This is a genomic window from Erythrobacter sanguineus (assembly GCF_900143235.1).
In the GTDB taxonomy this organism is placed as follows: domain Bacteria; phylum Pseudomonadota; class Alphaproteobacteria; order Sphingomonadales; family Sphingomonadaceae; genus Erythrobacter; species Erythrobacter sanguineus.
In genome coordinates, this window is sequence record NZ_FRDF01000012.1 from 99027 (window position 1) to 115027 (window position 16001).

The following is a 16001-nucleotide window of genomic DNA, read 5'->3' on the forward strand; positions in this document are numbered from 1 at the left end:
TTACTTCTTCTTCCCTTCCTTGCGGAAGATGTACTCGCCGCGATAGGCGATACCCTTGCCCTTGTAGGGTTCAGGCTTGCGCCAGCGGCGGATTTCGGCGGCGAACTGGCCGACGGCCTGCTTGTCGATGCCCGACACTTCGATCGTGGTCTGATCCGGGGTCTTCACCTCGAGACCTTCTGGCACCGGGAGATCGACATCATGGCTGTAGCCAAGCTGCAGCTTGAGGTTGCGGCCCTGCGCGTTGGCACGGTAACCGACACCCTTGATGTCGAGCGTCTTGGTGAAACCCGCCGTCACGCCTTCAACGAGGTTCGATACCAGCGTGCGCTGCATGCCCCAGAAGGAGCGCGCCTGCCTGCTGTCATTGGCCGGCTTGACCGAAATCTCGCCCTCTTCGACCTTGTAGTCGATCAGGTCCGACAGGCCCAGCGTCAGGGTGCCCTTGGGACCCTTCACGCTCAGCGTGCCATTGTCGATGGTGGCCGTCACCCCGCCAGGGATCGCCACCGGCTTCTTGCCGATGCGGCTCATCAGAACACCTCCGCCAGCACTTCGCCGCCGACATTGTGCGTGCGTGCCTCGCCATCCGAGAGCACGCCGCGCGGCGTCGAGACGATGGTGATGCCAAGGCCGTTGCGGACGGTCGGAAGCTCCTTGGAGCCCGAATAGATCCGGCGGCCGGGCTTCGAAACGCGGGCCACGTGCTTGATCGCGGGCTCGCCTTCGAAATACTTCAGTTCGATCCGCAGCGCCTTGTGCTTGCCCGAATTGTCCTCGGAATAGCCACGGATGTAGCCTTCACGCTGAAGCACTTCGAGCACGCTGGCACGCAGGTTGCTGGCGGGAGTCAGGACAGAATCCTTCTTCGCACGCTGGCCGTTGCGGATGCGGGTGAGCATGTCACCCAGGGGATCGGTCATAGCCATCTATGTTGTCCTCACCAGCTCGACTTGGTCAGACCGGGAATCATCCCGCTGTTGCCGAGTTCGCGCAATTCGATCCGGTTGATGCCGAACTTGCGGTAATAGCCGCGGGGGCGGCCGGTGGTGGCGCAGCGATTGCGCACCCGGGTCGGGTTCGCATTGCGCGGCAGTTCCGCCATCTTGAGCCGGGCGACCAAACGCTCGGTCTCGTCAAGCGAGGTGTCATTCGCAACCGCCTTCAGCTTCTCGTACTTCGCAGCATACTGCTTGACGAGCTTCTTGCGGCGTTCGTTCTTGTTGATCGAACTCAGTTTCGCCATGGACTTAAGCTCTCTTCTTTCGTGTCTCTACAAGGGAGCGGCTCACGCCGCTTCCTGCTGCTCGGGCGTTTTCGCACTGGGGGCTTCGCCCTGGAAGGGGAAGCCGAACAGACGCAGCAACTCGCGCGCCTCTTCGTCGGACTTGGCGGTGGTGGTGACAATGATGTCCATCCCCCGCACCTTCTCGATCCGGTCGTAGCTGATTTCCGGGAACACGATCTGTTCCTTCAGCCCCATCGCGTAATTGCCGCGACCATCGAACGAGCGCGCATTCAACCCGCGGAAATCGCGGATGCGTGGCATGGCGACAGTCACCAGGCGATCGAGAAATTCGTACATGCGGTCACGGCGCAAGGTAACCTTGCAGCCGATCGGCATGCCTTCGCGCAGCTTGAACTGGGCGATCGACTTCTTGGCCTTGGTGATGACCGGCTTCTGGCCGGCGATCAGCGCCATTTCCTCGGCGGCGGTCTGGACCTTCTTCTTGTCCTGGCTCGCTTCGCCGACGCCCATGTTGAGCGTGATCTTCTCAAGCCGGGGCACCTGAAGGCGATTGGTGTAACCGAACTTCTCGGTCATCGCCTTGACAATCTCGGCCTCGTAACGGGCCTTCATCCGGGGGGCATAATCAGCCATCGATGGTCTCCCCACTCTTCACGGCGACGCGCACTTTCTTCCCGTCCTTCACTTCGAACCGGACGCGGGTGGGCTTGCCATCCTTGGGATCGGCCAGCGCAACCTTGGAAATGTTCATCGGGGCCGGGAACCGGTCGATGCCACCTTGCGGATTGGTCTGGCTGGGCTTGCGGTGACGCGCGACGATGTTGACACCGTCGACAACGACCTTGCCGTCCTTGGGAATGACCTGGGCGACCGTACCGGTGCGCCCCTTGTCCTTGCCCGACAGCACGACGACGCTGTCACCCTTCTTGATCTTTGCAGAAGCCATCACAGCACCTCCGGTGCAAGGCTGATGATCTTCATGAAACCGCGACCGCGCAGTTCGCGCACCACCGGGCCAAAGATACGGGTGCCGATCGGCTCCTCGTTCTTGTTGACCAGCACTGCGGCATTGCTGTCGAAGCGGATCACGCTGCCATCGGGGCGGCGCACATCCTTGCGGGTGCGCACAATCACTGCGCGGTGAACGTCGCCCTTCTTGACCTTCGCGCGCGGCTGCGCCTCCTTGATGGAGACGACGATCACGTCGCCGACACCCGCGGTACGACGCTTCGACCCGCCCAGCACCTTGATGCACTGGACGCGCTTGGCGCCGCTGTTGTCCGCGACGTCGAGATTGGATTGCATCTGGATCATTGATCCGGTTCCTTCTCACTGGCTTTCCGGGACGCCCAATACGACTGGGGCCCGGTAGTTCCGTTTACGCCTAATTCAGTTGCCAGCTTCCGCGACGTCGAGATCAGCCTCGACCGCCTGCGTGCCGCCCGCGACGACCCGGTCCTTGACAGCCCAGGTCTTGGTCTTGGAAATCGGGCGGGTCTCTTCGATCCGCACGACATCGCCCACGGTGAATTCGTTGTTCTCATCATGCGCGTGATACTTCTTCGAGCGCCGGATGATCTTCCCGTAGAGCGGGTGCTTCACCTTGCGTTCGACCTTCACGGTCACGGTCTTGTCAGTCTTGTCGGAGGTGACAGTCCCGACGAGGATGCGCTTCGGCATTGTCTACTCCTCAAGCCTTCTGAACGGCGGCTTTGGCCGCGCGCTCGGATTGCAGCGTCTTGATCTGCGCGATGCTCCGGCGCACCTGACGGATGCGCGACGGGGCTTCGAGCTGGTTGGTCGCAGCCTGGAACCGCAGATTATACTGCTCGCGCTTGAGCTCGTTGAGCTCGCCGGCAAGCTGATCATCGGTCTTGGTGCGAAGATCCGCGATATCGGCCATTATTCGCCTCCCAGGTGGCTGGTGTCACCCAGACGGGCGACAACCTTGGTCTTGATCGGCAGCTTCATCGCTGCACGCTCGAAGGCTTCGGCGGCCAGCGGGCCGGCAACGCCATCAAGTTCGAACAGGATGCGGCCCGGCTTGACCCGCGCAGCCCAGTATTCGACCGAACCCTTGCCCTTGCCCTGACGGACTTCGGCAGGCTTCTTCGACACCGGCACATCGGGAAACACGCGGATCCACAACCGGCCCTGACGGCGGATGTGACGGGTGATCGCACGACGCGCGGCTTCGATCTGGCGGGCGGTAATCCGCTCCGGTTCCAGCGCCTTGAGGCCATAGGAACCGAAGTTGAGGGTGGTGCCACCCTTGGCTTCGCCCTTGATCCGGCCCTTGAAGGCCTTGCGGAACTTGTGCTTTTTCGGTTGCAACATGGTCTGTTACCTCTAGCGGGCCGGCCGGACGCCGGAAGTCTGCGCTTCCATCATCAGGCGGTCCTGTGCGGTCGGATCATGCGCAAGGATCTCGCCCTTGAAGATCCAGCACTTGATCCCGATGATCCCGTAGGCAGTCAGCGCCTCGGCATCGGCGTAATCGATGTTGGCACGCAGCGTGTGAAGCGGCACGCGACCTTCGCGGTACCATTCGACGCGGGCAATTTCCGCCCCGCCCAGACGGCCACCGCACACGATCTTGATACCTTCGGCACCCAGACGCAGCGCCGATTGCACGGCGCGCTTCATCGCGCGGCGGAACGCCACGCGGCGCACCAGCTGATCGGCAATGCCCTGCGCGACCAGCTTGGCGTCGATTTCCGGCTTGCGGATCTCGACGATGTTCAGCTTCACTTCGCTCGGGGTCATGGTCGCAAGCTTGGAACGCAGCTTTTCGATGTCTGCGCCCTTCTTGCCGATGATGACGCCCGGACGCGCGGCATAGATCGAAACCCGGCACAGCTTGGCCGGACGTTCGATCACCACCTTGGAAATCGCCGCCTGCGGCAGGTTTTCCATGATGTACTTGCGGATCGCGAGGTCTTCCTTGAGCAGCTGCGCATAGTCACGCCCTTCGGCGTACCAGCGACTGTCCCAGGTGCGGTTGATCTGCAGGCGCAGACCGATCGGATTGCTCTTCTGGCCCATGGTTTACGCCTCTTCTGCTTCGCGCACGACAATCCGCAGCCGGCTGAACGGCTTGAGGATCCGCGTCGACTTGCCGCGGCCGCGGGTGTGGAACCGCTTCATCGTCACCGACTTGCCGACCGAGGCTTCCGCCACGACCAGCGCATCGACATCGAGATTGTGGTTGTTTTCGGCATTGGCGATTGCCGAAGCGAGCACCTTGCTCGCATCGCGCGCCATTGCCCGCTTCGAAAAGGCGAGAATATTCAACGCCTCTTCTGCCTTCTTGCCACGGATCAGGGCCGCAACGAGATTGAGCTTCTGCGCCGAACCACGGATCGTGGTGCCGACGGCCAGCGCCTCGTTATCGCCCACGCGGCGGGGTGCTTTTGCCTTGCCCATTAGCGCTTGCCCTTCTTGTCGGCAGCATGGCCGGGGAAGGTGCGCGTGGGCGCAAATTCGCCGAGCTTGTGGCCGACCATTTCTTCCGAAACCGAAACGGGAATGAACTTGCGTCCATTATAGACGTTGAAGGTCAGCCCGACGAACTGCGGCAGGATGGTGGAGCGACGCGACCAGGTCTTGATCGGCTTGGTGTTGCTCGCCTCCTGCGCTTCCTCTGCCTTCTTCAGCAGGCTCAGCTCGACAAACGGACCTTTCCAGACGGAACGTGCCATCGTCTTTTACCTCTTCTTCTTCGCGTGACGCGAACGGATGATCATCTTGTCCGTCTGCTTGTTATGGCGCGTACGGGCACCCTTGGTCGGCTTGCCCCACGGAGTCACCGGATGGCGACCGCCCGAGGTCCGGCCTTCACCACCACCGTGCGGGTGATCGACCGGGTTCTTCGCAACACCACGCGTCAGAGGGCGACGGCCCTTCCAGCGTGTGCGGCCTGCCTTGGCAAAGTTCTGGTTGCCGTTGTCGGGGTTCGACACAGCGCCCACGGTGCCCATGCAATCGGCGCGCAGGTAACGCTGCTCGCCCGAGTTCAGGCGAACGATCACCATCGCCCGGTCACGGCCGACGACCTGCACATAGGTGCCGGCCGAACGGGCGATCTGGCCGCCCTTGCCCGGCTTCATTTCGACATTGTGGCAGATCGTGCCGACCGGCATCTGGCCGAGCAGCATCGCGTTGCCCGGCTTGGTGTCGACCTTCTCGCCTGCGACGACCTGATCGCCCACAGCCAGACGCTGGGGTGCGATGATATAGGCCTGCTCGCCGTCCTCATACTTCACCAGCGCGATGAAGGCGGTGCGGTTGGGGTCATATTCCAGACGCTCGACCGTGGCCGGCATGTCCCACTTGCGACGCTTGAAGTCGATGAAGCGGTACTTCTGCTTGTGACCACCGGCGATCCCGCGCGATGTCACATGGCCCTTGTTGTTGCGGCCACCGGTCTTGCGCTTGCCTTCGGTAAGCGCCTTGACCGGCTTGCCCTTCCACAAGGCCGACTTGTCGACCAGGATCAGACCGCGCCGGGCGGGACTGGTCGGCTTGTAATTCTTGAGTGCCATTGTTCGTTTCCTGTCCCTTGGCCTCAGATACCGCTGGTGATGTCGATCATTTCACCCTCGGCGAGGGTGACGATCGCCTTCTTCACGTCAGAGCGGGTGTAAGCCTTGCCCTTCCAGCGCTTGGTCTTGCCCTTCATGATCAGGGTGTTCACGGCGACGACCTTCTTGTCGTAGATCGCCTCGATCGCTTCCTTGATCTGCGGCTTGGTCGCATCATTGGCGACCTTGAAGACCACGGCGTTGTTTTCCGACGCCAGCGTCGACTTTTCGGTGATGTGCGGCGCGATGATCACGTCATAGTGACGCGCATCGACGGTCTGTTTCTTAGCCATCAGTTTGCTCCTCCCGAGAGGGCGAAGCGCGCCTCCAGCTTTTCGACAGCGGCCTTGGTCAGCACCAGCGTATCGTGGTTGAGGATGTCATAGACGTTGGCGCCCATCGCCGGCATCACGTTGATGCCCGGAAGGTTCCCCGCAGCCTTCTTGAAGCCCGCATCGACCTGTTCACCGTCGATCACCAGCACCTTGCCCGAAAGTCCGGCCTTGGCGAGGTGGCCCTTGAGCACCTTGGTCTTGGCATCGGACAGTTCGAGGCTGTCGATCACCACAAGACCATCCTTGGCCTTGCTCGACAGCGCCATCTTGAGACCGAGCGCACGGATCTTCTTGTTGAGCGACTGCTCGAACTCGCGCTTGCGTGCGCCATGGGCCTTGCCGCCGCCGATGAAGATCGGGGCTGCGCGGTCGCCATGACGAGCGGTGCCGCCGCCCTTCTGCTTGCCGTGCTTCTTGCCGGTGCGGGCCACGTCCGAACGCTCACGCGTCGGGCGGGCAGTGCCGCGGCGATTTTCGAGCTGCCAGGTCACGACCCGGTGCAGGATATCGGCGCGCGGTTCGATTGCGAACACGTCATCCGACAGCTCGATATCTCCCGACGCCTTCCCGTCGATTTTCTGAACCTTAATCTTCATGGCTCAGCCTTCCCCATTTTCATTAGAGGCGTTTTCATCGGTGGCCGGAGCACCGGTTTCAACAGCCTCAACCGCGACCACGTCTTCAGCGGCCGTTTCGGCAACCGAGGGGGTCTCTTCAGCGACAGGCGCATGCTTCGACAGAACCGCGCCGGGGAACGGCAGGCCTTCGGGAAGCGGCAGCTTGACCGCGTCACGAACCAGCAGCCAGCCATTCTTCGCGCCGGGCACCGAGCCCTTGACGAACAGCAGGCCACGCTCGGCATCCGTACGAACGATTTCGAGGTTCTGCTGGGTGCGCTGACGGTCGCCCATGTGGCCGGCCATCTTCTTGCCCTTGAACACGCGGCCCGGATCCTGACGGTTACCCGTCGAACCATGGGCACGGTGCGAGATCGACACGCCGTGGGTGGCACGCATACCGCCGAAGCCCCAGCGCTTCATGGCGCCAGCAAAGCCCTTGCCCTGCGTGTGGCCGGTGATGTCGACCATCTGTCCGGGGATGAAATGTTCCGCGCTGATGGTCGAACCGACCGGCACGAGGCCGGATTCGTCTTCGACCCGGAATTCGGCAACGCGCTTTTTCAGGCCGACATCGGCCTTGGCGAAATGTTCACGCTGCGGCTTGGCAACGTTCTTCTGCTTGGCTTCGCCCGCGCCCAGCTGGACCGCGAAATAGCCATCGCGGTCAGCGGTGCGGTGCGACACCACCTGGCAATCTTCCAACGCCAGAACGGTGACAGGCACGTGCCGTCCGTCCTCGTGGAAGAGGCGGGTCATCCCGACTTTCTTTGCGATCACGCCGGTGCGCATCGTCTTGTACTCCTCAACAGAGGCACCCGCGGACCATCCACGGGTGCTTGGCGAACCACGGCACAAGTGCCGCAGCCCATCAGCCCGAATTGTCATGCATCGCCCCGTCCGGGCTGAGTACTCCTGCTGACCGGTTGGTCGCTGGAGCGAGACGGGGGACGCAGCCCGGATAATTATCCGGCGGTATCCACCCTATCGTCAGGCGGGGCATATATGGCCCCAACGATAGAGGCCCCTACCGAAGCAGGGGCATTTCGGCCGGCTTACGCCAGCTTGATTTCAACATTCACGCCAGCAGCCAGATCGAGCTTCATCAGCGCATCGACCGTCTGGGCGTTGGGCTGCACGATATCGAGCAGCCGCTTGTAGGTGCGCACCTCGAACTGCTCGCGCGACTTCTTGTCGACGTGCGGGCCGCGGTTCACGGTGAACTTCTCGATACGCGTCGGCAGCGGAATGGGGCCACGAATAAGAGCGCCAGTGCGGCGGGCCGTATCAGCGATCTCACCAGTTGCCTGGTCGAGCACGCGGTGATCAAACGCCTTGAGGCGAATACGGATATTCTGAGCTTCCATGTCCAACTACCGATGCGAAAGAGCCAAGGAGCAACCGGTGACCCGGCATTTCCCAAAAACAAAGGCCGGCCCCGCTCAATCCGGTTTCCCGAGAGCGGGCGGCCTTCTTCAAAACTCGTGACAGACGGGACGAATCTCGTCTGCGGATGCGCGCCTATACGGAGCGTGCGAGATTCTGGCAAGGGGCATTGGCAAGGAAATTGCGCGGGCCTGAAACGACTGCGCACCGCACACGAAAAGGCCCGGCTGCTCTTGCCGAGCGGCCGGGCCTCTTTGGCGTTCAATCAGCTCCCTTCGGGGAGCCAGACCTTACTTGGTGATCTTGGCAACGACGCCCGAACCCACGGTGCGGCCGCCTTCGCGGATCGCGAAGCGCAGGCCTTCGTCCATGGCGATCGGCGCGATCAGCTTGACGCCGATCGAGACGTTGTCGCCCGGCATCACCATTTCGGTGCCTTCGGGAAGGACCACTTCGCCGGTCACGTCGGTGGTGCGGAAGTAGAACTGCGGGCGGTAGTTGGCGAAGAACGGCGTGTGACGGCCACCTTCGTCCTTCGACAGCACATAGACTTCGGCTTCGAACTCGGTGTGCGGCTTGACCGAACCGGGCTTGCACAGCACCTGGCCACGCTCGACTTCTTCACGACCCACGCCGCGGATCAGCGCGCCGACATTGTCGCCCGCTTCGCCGCGATCAAGCAGCTTGCGGAACATTTCGACGCCGGTCACGGTGGTCTTGCGGGTGTCCTTAATGCCGACGATTTCGACTTCGTCGCCAACGTTCACGATGCCGGTTTCGATACGGCCGGTCACCACGGTGCCACGACCCGAGATCGAGAACACGTCTTCGATCGGCATCAGGAAGTCCTTGTCGACCGGACGGTCGGGCTGCGGGATGTGCGCATCGACGGCTTCGATCAGGGCAATGATCGATTCCTTGCCGATGTTGTCATCGCGACCTTCAAGCGCGGCCAGAGCCGAACCCTTGATGATCGGAATATTGTCACCGTCAAAGTCGTACGACGAAAGCAGTTCGCGCACTTCCAGTTCGACGAGTTCGAGGATTTCCTCGTCATCGACCTGATCGACCTTGTTCATGTACACCACCAGCGCCGGCACGCCGACCTGACGGGCGAGCAGGATGTGCTCGCGGGTCTGGGGCATCGGGCCGTCAGCGGCGTTCACCACCAGGATCGCGCCGTCCATCTGGGCGGCACCGGTGATCATGTTCTTCACGTAGTCGGCGTGACCCGGGCAATCGACGTGCGCGTAGTGACGCTTGTCGCTTTCGTACTCGACGTGCGCGGTCGAGATGGTGATCCCGCGCTCACGCTCCTCGGGAGCCTTGTCGATGTTGGCGAAATCGACAGCCGCGCCGCCATAGACTTCAGCCATCACCTTGGTGATCGCGGCAGTCAGCGTGGTCTTGCCATGGTCAACGTGACCGATGGTGCCGATGTTGCAGTGCGGCTTGTTCCGCTGGAATTTTTCCTTGGCCATTTCTCTGGTGTACCTTCTTGAATGAAACGATGTGTTCGCGGGAGAAAGGCGGCGCCCGCTGAATCAGGCGCCGCCCCTAGACCGATCGACCGGCTTAGGCAAGTTTCTCCTTGACCTCGGCTGCGACGTTGGCCGGAACCTCGTCGTAATGCGAGAACTGCATGGAGTACTGCGCGCGCCCCTGAGTGAACGAGCGCAGTTCATTGACGTAGCCGAACATGTTGGCGAGCGGCACGAAGGCCTCCACCGCCTGGGCATTGCCGCGCGTGTCGGTGCCCTGGATCTGACCGCGCCGGCTGTTGAGGTCGCCGATCACGTCGCCGAGGTAATCCTCGGGGGTGACGACTTCGACCTTCATGATCGGCTCGAGCAGCTTGATGCCCGACTTGGCTGCGACTTCGCGCATCGCACCGCGCGCGGCGATTTCGAACGCGATCGCGCTCGAATCGACGTCATGGTACGCACCATCGGTCAGCTTGATGCTGAAATCGATGATCGGGAAGCCGACAAGGTGACCGCTCGCAGCCTGCTCGCGGAAGCCCTTTTCGATCGCCGGGATGTATTCGCGCGGGATGTTCCCGCCCTTGATCACGTCTTCGAAGATCACGCCCTGGCCGCGCTCACCCGGAATGACAGTGACCTTCACGCGGCCGAACTGGCCCGAGCCGCCCGACTGCTTCTTGTGGGTGTAATCGACTTCGACCTCGCGGGCGAGATATTCGCGGTAAGCCACCTGCGGCGCGCCGACATTGGCCTCAACCTTGAATTCGCGCTTCATGCGGTCGACCAGAATGTCGAGGTGCAGTTCGCCCATGCCCTTGATGATGGTCTGGCCGCTCTCGTGATCGGTCGACACGCGGAAAGACGGATCTTCCTGCGCCAGACGATTGAGCGCGATGCCCATCTTTTCCTGATCGGCCTTGGTCTTGGGTTCGACCGAAAGCTCGATCACAGGCTCGGGGAATTCCATCCGTTCAAGGATGATCGGCTTGGCCGGATCGCACAGGGTATCACCGGTGGTGGTGTCCTTCATGCCCGCCAGCGCGACGATATCGCCGGCAAATGCCTCATCAATATCCTCGCGGTTATTGGAGTGCATCAGCAGCATGCGGCCGATCTTTTCCTTCTTGTCCTTCACCGAGTTCAGGACCTGACCCTTGGCCAGCCTGCCCGAATAGATGCGGGTGAAGGTGAGCGAGCCGACAAACGGATCGTTCATGATCTTGAACGCCAGCGCAGAGAACGGCGCATCGTCGCTCGAGGGGCGCTCGGCTTCCTCGTCGCTGTCGGGCAGCACGCCCTTGATCGCCGGAACGTCGAGCGGCGACGGCATATAGTCGACCACCGCATCGAGCAGGGGCTGCACGCCCTTGTTCTTGAAGGCCGAGCCGCACAGCACCGGCACGAAGGCCCGGGCCATGGTGCCCTTGCGGATCAGCGCCTTGAGCGTGGCTGCATCGGGGATGTTGCCTTCAAGATAGGCTTCCATCACGTCGTCGTCCTGCTCGACCGCAGTCTCGATCAGCCGCTCGCGGTATTCAGCCGCCTTGTCGGCCAGATCAGCCGGGATCTCGACGAATTCGTACTTCGCGCCGAGGCTTTCGTCTCTCCAGACGATGCCGCGGTTGTTGACGAGATCGACAACGCCCTCAAGCTGGCTTTCCGCACCGATCGGCAGATAAAGCACCAGCGGGTTTGCGCCGAGGCGGTCAATGATCGACTGCACACAGTAATAAAAATCCGCGCCTGTGCGGTCGAGCTTGTTGATGAAGCACATGCGAGGGACGCCGTACTTGTCGGCCTGACGCCATACGGTTTCGGACTGGGGCTCCACGCCGGCAACGCCATCAAATACGGCAACTGCACCATCCAACACGCGCAGCGAGCGTTCGACTTCGATGGTGAAGTCCACGTGGCCCGGGGTGTCGATGATGTTGATGCGGTGCTTGGGCATATCCGCCCGCAGCGCGTCCGGGTCCGACATCGGATCCATGGTTGCATCTTCGGCGGTCCAGAACGTGGTGGTAGCAGCCGAGGTGATGGTGATCCCGCGCTCCTGCTCCTGCTCCATCCAGTCCATCGTCGCCGCGCCATCATGCACTTCGCCGATCTTGTAGGACTTGCCGGTGTAATAGAGGATACGCTCGGTCGTGGTGGTCTTGCCGGCATCGATGTGAGCCATGATGCCGATATTGCGATAGCGCTCCAGCGGATACTCGCGGGCCATATTCGTTTCCTTAAGCGTCTGTCGGGGGCCGCCGGGTCAGCGGGTCGGCCCCCATATAGTGACGATTGTGACAGCCGGAAGACGCAGCTTCAGGCCGGTCCACAATCCGTTACCAGCGATAATGCGAGAAGGCGCGGTTGGCATCTGCCATGCGGTGGGTGTCTTCACGCTTCTTGACCGCATTGCCGCGGTTGTTGGCGGCATCCATCAGCTCGCCCGAAAGACGGGCAGCCATGGTGGTTTCCGGACGTCCGCGCGCCGCGGTGATCAGCCAGCGGATCGCCAGCGCCTGGGCACGCTCGGGGCGCACCTCGACCGGCACCTGATAGGTCGCACCACCAACGCGGCGGCTGCGGACCTCGACCTGCGGCTTCACATTGTTGAGCGCATCATGGAACAGCTGGATCGGATCCGCCTTGGCCTTGGCCTCGACAGTCTGGAGCGCCGAGTACACGATACCTTCAGCGACAGCCTTCTTGCCGTCATACATCAGGTTGTTCATGAACTTCGACAGGATCTGATCCCCGTACTGGGGATCGGGCAGGATGACCCGCTTTTCGGGACGACGACGACGTGACATTGTCTTAATTCCTTCGGAATGCGGCGAACCCGTCCGGGTTCGCCTTGCGGCTCCGGCCCGCTCCCCCGCCCGGCCACCCAGAGGCTATCCCGTAGGATGGCCGGGCGGAGGAGCGGACCGGAGCCGGTACCGCGTTAAGCCTTACTTCGGACGCTTGGCCCCGTACTTCGAACGCGACTGCTTGCGGTCCTTCACACCCTGCGTGTCGAGCACGCCGCGCAGGACGTGGTAACGCACGCCGGGAAGATCGCGCACACGCCCGCCGCGGATCAGCACGACAGAGTGCTCCTGCAGGTTGTGGCCTTCACCGGGGATGTAGCTGATGACTTCGCGCTGGTTGGTCAGGCGAACCTTGGCGACCTTGCGCAGCGCCGAGTTCGGCTTCTTCGGGGTCGTCGTGTAAACGCGGGTGCAAACGCCGCGCTTCTGCGGGTTCTGCTCCATCGCAGGGACCTTGGACTTGGCCTTCTGCGGAACGCGGCCCTTGCGGACCAGCTGGTTGATTGTCGGCATTAGTTCTCACTTCACCAGGTTGATGGTGAGCACGGGTGCCGGACGATTGGGGGGAGAGAAGCCTGCCCAACTCGTCACCCCAGCGAAAGCTGGGGTCTGGAGCCGCAAGCACCGCGCCTGAGGCATGAGATCCCAGCTTTCGCTGGGATGACGAAGAGGCCGAAACGCTCCACCCATATCGCACGGCCCTTCGGCCACCGGGTTACTTTGACGGCTGCCCCCATGGAGGAACGCACCGGCAATGTTCAGCTCGAACCGGGACGAACCCGGAAGATGCGCGCCCTTAGGCGGGTTTGGGTGGGGGGTCAAGGGAGATCCAACTTACCCCTCCCCGTTGCGCAGCAATGGGGAGGGGGCAGACGCCGCAGGCGGCTGACGGAGGGGTCAAAGCAGCGACCCCTGCTTGCCTGCGTCCATATCCTCACGCTTGGCGCTTTTCGCGGTGTTCAAATCCATCAGCGGAATATTGGGCCGCTTGCCCTGAAAAATCTCCGCCAGCGTCAGGATTTGCAGGCGCGGGTATTTGCGGCCCGTGGTGGGGTTCTCCCATAATCCCACCGCCGCCGCATCGCGCTCCATGGCGCGTAGCCGAAGCGAAGCTGAACGAGCGAAGCGAGGACAACCGGACGGACGTCCGCCGCCCGGCGCTTGAGGGCGAAAACAAGGGACTCGCGGGGCCACTACCGCCTGCGTTCGTCACCCCGGCGAAGGCCGGGGTCCAGAGCGGCAAGACATTGTGCGTTCACGCGTCATAGCCGAAATTTTTTCTTGTTGAAAAATAAAGTCCTATCCGCCACTCACCACGCATGACAGACACAACTTTTGACGACATCGCAGCATCTATTGCCGAACTTGCTAAACGAGGTCACATCAGCAAATCCCAAGCGCTAGCTGCTTGGTATGCCATGAACTTCCATAGCATTGATGAGGATGAAGCACTGGAGGCCGCCGCAGTTGACGGTGGAAACGATCAGGGGATCGATCTAGTTTTCTGCGATGATGCAAACGAATCTATATTCGTGATCCAGGCGCATTATCCGACATCACCAACCCCTAAGCCGACACCGAAACCAAAATGGGACGCAGTCACCAGTAGTATCGGGTTCATCAGCGATCCCGAATTGCTTCGAGAATCTGGAAGGCCTGATCTTGCAGATTTGATTGATGAACTAAGGGACGATAATCCAGATTATTCTCTCACTTTTGGGCTTATTTCCCTTGGCCTGCGATCAAACGAAATTGAATCTGCGCTAAAGGCGCAAAAAGGCACTCAAAAGAACATGTACTTCTTTTACAGTGCGCGAGAAGATATCGTGTCCGGCTACAAGTCTATTGTCGAAGGCGAGGCAGGAATCGCCGACGACACCCTATCATTCGTTGGCGATTATATCGAAGATGAAGGTGATTATGGGCGAGCTTGGATCGGCTCTGTTGGCGCCGACGAGCTCCAAAGATTGCACGAGCAATATCCCAAAGATCTGTTTGCCGGAAATGTGCGACTTTTCCTTGGAGCGCGAAAAGGTGGCATCAATCAACAGATCATTAAGACCGCATCAGACTCGCCGGGAGTGTTTTGGGCTTTGAATAATGGCATAACCATCGTTGCAGATACGGTAGAGCCAACTAGCGATCCTGAGGGAACAAAATCCCTCCGGATAAAGAGATTCAGTATCGTAAACGGGTGCCAGACCACTTCAAGTTTAGTTCAAGCTAAAGCCTCTTCTGAAGCTAAGGTTTTAGCACGAGTTATTGCAGCGAAGCAAAGCTTGCGGAACGACATTGTACGTTACAACAACTCGCAAAATGCCGTTCGAATTTGGAGCGTACGCTCAGCAGACAATATCCAAAAAAAGCTTCGCGGAGAATTCGAAAAAATTGGTGTGACATACGCACCTAAATTAGAGGGTGCGCGACAGAGGCGAGACTTAGATATAATCGGTTTGGATAAAGTGGCGCAGTATATCGCGGCCGGAAAAAGCGAATATTTAATACAAGCGATCGCCAACAAGGGCGAACTTTTTGATCAACCATATCAACAGCTTTTTCCTAAGGGGGTGAAAGCGCAGGACGTCTATCTTGCATGGTTGATCGGAAACATCGCAGACGAGAAACGTGCCGAACTTTATGATAGTTTGGAAGGCGACGAAAACGCACAACTACTTAGTGTAACGAGCACTTATTGGATAAGCTACGTCACGAAAAAAATCATCGAAAAGCAAAAATCTTTTTCTACAGAAAAGATCTCACTCAATTGCATGAAAGCAAAAGAGTTTCGAAGTGCACTTGCGAAACACGTTCAGCATGCTTCCGAAATTTTCTTCGACGCAGCAGTCGACTCTTACGACCGCAACGACTACGGCTCATTCAAAGCGACATTGCGTTCATCGAAATTCCTTAGCAAGATGGATAGCAAGATTGGTCTTAGAATTAGCCGGATTAGACGCGGGCAGGTTCCGGACCTGAAGGCCGTCTGCAAAACGATAAAAAAATAGCCTTTTCGCTGCATTCAAACGGCTCTCTGTCGCCCTATGGCGGCAGCGCTTTATCAATCCCCGCAAAGACGATGGACGCCACCCCCTCCCCTCCGCGAGTTGTTTGTTTGCGCCCTCAAGCGCCGGGCGCAGCGCGTCCGCGCTGGTTGTCCTCGCTTCGCTCGTTCAGCTTCGCTTCGGCTACGCGCCATAAGGCGCGGCGCGCGGTCGCGCTTGCGGGCCTGCGGCCCGAACCATCGCCATACGCGCCGTTGGTGGCTCAGCAAAGGAAGCTGGACCCCGGATCAAGTCCGGGGTGACGGTGTGGCAGAAGTATCGGCGGCAAAGCCGCCGCAAGGGCGACCGCCCGCCCGCAGCGATGCGCCCGCAGGGCGTGTGAGCGAGGATTTCGCGCGCCGGATGGCGTGCGGAACACAAGGATGGCTTTCCCTTTTCCTACTCACCTAATACCAACCTGCATAATTTCTGACTCACGGGGATTCCCAAGGCTGCGGAAATCTGACTCAATGGCGCTGTGACATTGGAGATCGGCGCCATG

Annotated in this window: 23 protein-coding genes; 1 reads left to right on the forward strand and 22 read right to left on the reverse strand. The window is 60.5% G+C overall.

The window, feature by feature from the left end:
- The 22 genes from rplF to BUA05_RS11050 form a co-directional block, all read right to left on the reverse strand.
- Entirely contained in the window at nt 1-534 is a 534-nt protein-coding gene (gene rplF / locus BUA05_RS10945) for a 50S ribosomal protein L6 (RefSeq protein WP_072675048.1), read from the reverse strand.
- Nucleotides 534-929, reverse strand: coding sequence for a 30S ribosomal protein S8 (gene rpsH / locus BUA05_RS10950; protein ID WP_072675049.1), 396 nt, complete (start codon nt 927-929; stop codon nt 534-536). The genes rplF and rpsH overlap by 1 nt, the downstream gene beginning before the upstream one ends.
- 11 nt (nt 930-940) lie before the next feature.
- The gene (gene rpsN / locus BUA05_RS10955; RefSeq protein ID WP_072675050.1) at nt 941-1246 is read right to left on the reverse strand and encodes a 30S ribosomal protein S14; all 306 of its coding nucleotides are present in this window, start codon (nt 1244-1246) and stop codon (nt 941-943) included.
- Between the two features lie 42 nt (nt 1247-1288).
- Nucleotides 1289-1882 carry a 50S ribosomal protein L5 gene (gene rplE / locus BUA05_RS10960; RefSeq protein ID WP_072675051.1) on the reverse strand — a complete coding sequence of 198 codons (594 nt, stop codon included), beginning with the start codon at nt 1880-1882 and terminating at the stop codon, nt 1289-1291.
- Nucleotides 1875-2195: a 50S ribosomal protein L24 gene (gene rplX / locus BUA05_RS10965; protein WP_036797004.1), complete on the reverse strand. Its 321-nt coding sequence runs from the start codon at nt 2193-2195 to the stop codon at nt 1875-1877. Before rplX ends, rplE begins: the two co-directional genes overlap by 8 nt.
- Complete coding sequence (gene rplN, locus BUA05_RS10970; protein ID WP_072675052.1) at nt 2195-2563, reverse strand: 50S ribosomal protein L14; 369 nt, start codon at nt 2561-2563, stop codon at nt 2195-2197. The genes rplX and rplN overlap by 1 nt, the downstream gene beginning before the upstream one ends.
- Nucleotides 2564-2638: 75 nt before the next feature.
- Nucleotides 2639-2929 (reverse strand): 30S ribosomal protein S17, encoded by a 291-nt coding sequence (gene rpsQ, locus BUA05_RS10975; protein WP_072675053.1) that lies wholly within the window; start codon nt 2927-2929, stop codon nt 2639-2641.
- A gap of 10 nt (nt 2930-2939) precedes the next feature.
- On the reverse strand, nt 2940-3152 hold the full coding sequence (gene rpmC / locus BUA05_RS10980) for a 50S ribosomal protein L29 (protein WP_072675054.1): 213 nt from the start codon (nt 3150-3152) through the stop codon (nt 2940-2942).
- Nucleotides 3152-3586, reverse strand: a complete 435-nt coding sequence (gene rplP, locus BUA05_RS10985) for a 50S ribosomal protein L16 (RefSeq protein WP_036797012.1) — start codon at nt 3584-3586, stop codon at nt 3152-3154. Before rplP ends, rpmC begins: the two co-directional genes overlap by 1 nt.
- A gap of 12 nt (nt 3587-3598) precedes the next feature.
- Complete coding sequence (gene rpsC, locus BUA05_RS10990) at nt 3599-4294, reverse strand: 30S ribosomal protein S3 (RefSeq protein ID WP_072675055.1); 696 nt, start codon at nt 4292-4294, stop codon at nt 3599-3601.
- Between the two features lie 3 nt (nt 4295-4297).
- A complete protein-coding gene (gene rplV / locus BUA05_RS10995) occupies nt 4298-4675 on the reverse strand; it encodes a 50S ribosomal protein L22 (RefSeq protein WP_072675056.1) in 378 nt (125 codons plus the stop codon).
- Nucleotides 4675-4950 (reverse strand): 30S ribosomal protein S19, encoded by a 276-nt coding sequence (gene rpsS / locus BUA05_RS11000; protein WP_072675057.1) that lies wholly within the window; start codon nt 4948-4950, stop codon nt 4675-4677. Before rpsS ends, rplV begins: the two co-directional genes overlap by 1 nt.
- 6 nt (nt 4951-4956) lie before the next feature.
- Nucleotides 4957-5793: a 50S ribosomal protein L2 gene (gene rplB / locus BUA05_RS11005; protein ID WP_072675058.1), complete on the reverse strand. Its 837-nt coding sequence runs from the start codon at nt 5791-5793 to the stop codon at nt 4957-4959.
- Between the two features lie 23 nt (nt 5794-5816).
- The gene (locus BUA05_RS11010) at nt 5817-6125 is read right to left on the reverse strand and encodes a 50S ribosomal protein L23 (RefSeq protein WP_072675059.1); all 309 of its coding nucleotides are present in this window, start codon (nt 6123-6125) and stop codon (nt 5817-5819) included.
- Nucleotides 6125-6763 (reverse strand): 50S ribosomal protein L4, encoded by a 639-nt coding sequence (rplD, locus tag BUA05_RS11015; protein ID WP_072675060.1) that lies wholly within the window; start codon nt 6761-6763, stop codon nt 6125-6127. Before rplD ends, BUA05_RS11010 begins: the two co-directional genes overlap by 1 nt.
- Nucleotides 6764-6766: 3 nt before the next feature.
- Nucleotides 6767-7576 (reverse strand): 50S ribosomal protein L3, encoded by an 810-nt coding sequence (rplC, locus tag BUA05_RS11020; protein ID WP_072675061.1) that lies wholly within the window; start codon nt 7574-7576, stop codon nt 6767-6769.
- A gap of 263 nt (nt 7577-7839) precedes the next feature.
- Nucleotides 7840-8151 carry a 30S ribosomal protein S10 gene (rpsJ, locus tag BUA05_RS11025; protein WP_017665146.1) on the reverse strand — a complete coding sequence of 104 codons (312 nt, stop codon included), beginning with the start codon at nt 8149-8151 and terminating at the stop codon, nt 7840-7842.
- Between the two features lie 309 nt (nt 8152-8460).
- Nucleotides 8461-9651 (reverse strand): elongation factor Tu, encoded by a 1191-nt coding sequence (tuf, locus tag BUA05_RS11030; protein ID WP_072675062.1) that lies wholly within the window; start codon nt 9649-9651, stop codon nt 8461-8463.
- A 94-nt stretch (nt 9652-9745) separates the two neighbouring features.
- A complete protein-coding gene (fusA, locus tag BUA05_RS11035) occupies nt 9746-11878 on the reverse strand; it encodes an elongation factor G (protein WP_072675063.1) in 2133 nt (710 codons plus the stop codon).
- Between the two features lie 109 nt (nt 11879-11987).
- Nucleotides 11988-12458, reverse strand: coding sequence for a 30S ribosomal protein S7 (rpsG, locus tag BUA05_RS11040; protein WP_072675064.1), 471 nt, complete (start codon nt 12456-12458; stop codon nt 11988-11990).
- Nucleotides 12459-12599: 141 nt separating this feature from the next.
- Nucleotides 12600-12971 (reverse strand): 30S ribosomal protein S12, encoded by a 372-nt coding sequence (gene rpsL / locus BUA05_RS11045; protein WP_006831873.1) that lies wholly within the window; start codon nt 12969-12971, stop codon nt 12600-12602.
- A gap of 384 nt (nt 12972-13355) precedes the next feature.
- Nucleotides 13356-13550 carry a hypothetical protein gene (locus BUA05_RS11050; protein WP_178139177.1) on the reverse strand — a complete coding sequence of 65 codons (195 nt, stop codon included), beginning with the start codon at nt 13548-13550 and terminating at the stop codon, nt 13356-13358.
- Between the two features lie 227 nt (nt 13551-13777).
- Between BUA05_RS11050 and BUA05_RS11055 the strand changes: the two genes are divergently transcribed.
- Nucleotides 13778-15463: an AIPR family protein gene (locus BUA05_RS11055; protein WP_084662623.1), complete on the forward strand. Its 1686-nt coding sequence runs from the start codon at nt 13778-13780 to the stop codon at nt 15461-15463.
- Nucleotides 15464-16001 lie beyond the last annotated feature (538 nt).

What these genes read in the sequence shown, in the direction of transcription:
- rpsJ (WP_017665146.1), bottom strand. Translation starts at nt 8,151, where the DNA reads ATGGAAGCTCAGAATATCCGTATTCGCCTCAAGGCGTTTGATCACCGC.
- rplB (WP_072675058.1), bottom strand. Translation starts at nt 5,793, where the DNA reads ATGGCACTCAAGAATTACAAGCCGACCAGTCCCGCCCGGCGCGGTCTG.
- BUA05_RS11010 (WP_072675059.1), bottom strand. Translation starts at nt 6,125, where the DNA reads ATGGCTAAGAAACAGACCGTCGATGCGCGTCACTATGACGTGATCATC.
- rpsQ (WP_072675053.1), bottom strand. Translation starts at nt 2,929, where the DNA reads ATGCCGAAGCGCATCCTCGTCGGGACTGTCACCTCCGACAAGACTGAC.
- rplP (WP_036797012.1), bottom strand. Translation starts at nt 3,586, where the DNA reads ATGTTGCAACCGAAAAAGCACAAGTTCCGCAAGGCCTTCAAGGGCCGG.
- rpsH (WP_072675049.1), bottom strand. Translation starts at nt 929, where the DNA reads ATGGCTATGACCGATCCCCTGGGTGACATGCTCACCCGCATCCGCAAC.
- rplV (WP_072675056.1), bottom strand. Translation starts at nt 4,675, where the DNA reads ATGGGCAAGGCAAAAGCACCCCGCCGCGTGGGCGATAACGAGGCGCTG.
- fusA (WP_072675063.1), bottom strand. Translation starts at nt 11,878, where the DNA reads ATGGCCCGCGAGTATCCGCTGGAGCGCTATCGCAATATCGGCATCATG.
- rpsS (WP_072675057.1), bottom strand. Translation starts at nt 4,950, where the DNA reads ATGGCACGTTCCGTCTGGAAAGGTCCGTTTGTCGAGCTGAGCCTGCTG.
- rplX (WP_036797004.1), bottom strand. Translation starts at nt 2,195, where the DNA reads ATGGCTTCTGCAAAGATCAAGAAGGGTGACAGCGTCGTCGTGCTGTCG.
- rpsG (WP_072675064.1), bottom strand. Translation starts at nt 12,458, where the DNA reads ATGTCACGTCGTCGTCGTCCCGAAAAGCGGGTCATCCTGCCCGATCCC.
- rplF (WP_072675048.1), bottom strand. Translation starts at nt 534, where the DNA reads ATGAGCCGCATCGGCAAGAAGCCGGTGGCGATCCCTGGCGGGGTGACG.
- BUA05_RS11050 (WP_178139177.1), bottom strand. Translation starts at nt 13,550, where the DNA reads ATGGAGCGCGATGCGGCGGCGGTGGGATTATGGGAGAACCCCACCACG.
- rpsN (WP_072675050.1), bottom strand. Translation starts at nt 1,246, where the DNA reads ATGGCGAAACTGAGTTCGATCAACAAGAACGAACGCCGCAAGAAGCTC.
- rpsL (WP_006831873.1), bottom strand. Translation starts at nt 12,971, where the DNA reads ATGCCGACAATCAACCAGCTGGTCCGCAAGGGCCGCGTTCCGCAGAAG.
- rplE (WP_072675051.1), bottom strand. Translation starts at nt 1,882, where the DNA reads ATGGCTGATTATGCCCCCCGGATGAAGGCCCGTTACGAGGCCGAGATT.
- rplC (WP_072675061.1), bottom strand. Translation starts at nt 7,576, where the DNA reads ATGCGCACCGGCGTGATCGCAAAGAAAGTCGGGATGACCCGCCTCTTC.
- rpmC (WP_072675054.1), bottom strand. Translation starts at nt 3,152, where the DNA reads ATGGCCGATATCGCGGATCTTCGCACCAAGACCGATGATCAGCTTGCC.
- tuf (WP_072675062.1), bottom strand. Translation starts at nt 9,651, where the DNA reads ATGGCCAAGGAAAAATTCCAGCGGAACAAGCCGCACTGCAACATCGGC.
- rplN (WP_072675052.1), bottom strand. Translation starts at nt 2,563, where the DNA reads ATGATCCAGATGCAATCCAATCTCGACGTCGCGGACAACAGCGGCGCC.
- rplD (WP_072675060.1), bottom strand. Translation starts at nt 6,763, where the DNA reads ATGAAGATTAAGGTTCAGAAAATCGACGGGAAGGCGTCGGGAGATATC.
- rpsC (WP_072675055.1), bottom strand. Translation starts at nt 4,294, where the DNA reads ATGGGCCAGAAGAGCAATCCGATCGGTCTGCGCCTGCAGATCAACCGC.
- BUA05_RS11055 (WP_084662623.1), top strand. Translation starts at nt 13,778, where the DNA reads ATGACAGACACAACTTTTGACGACATCGCAGCATCTATTGCCGAACTT.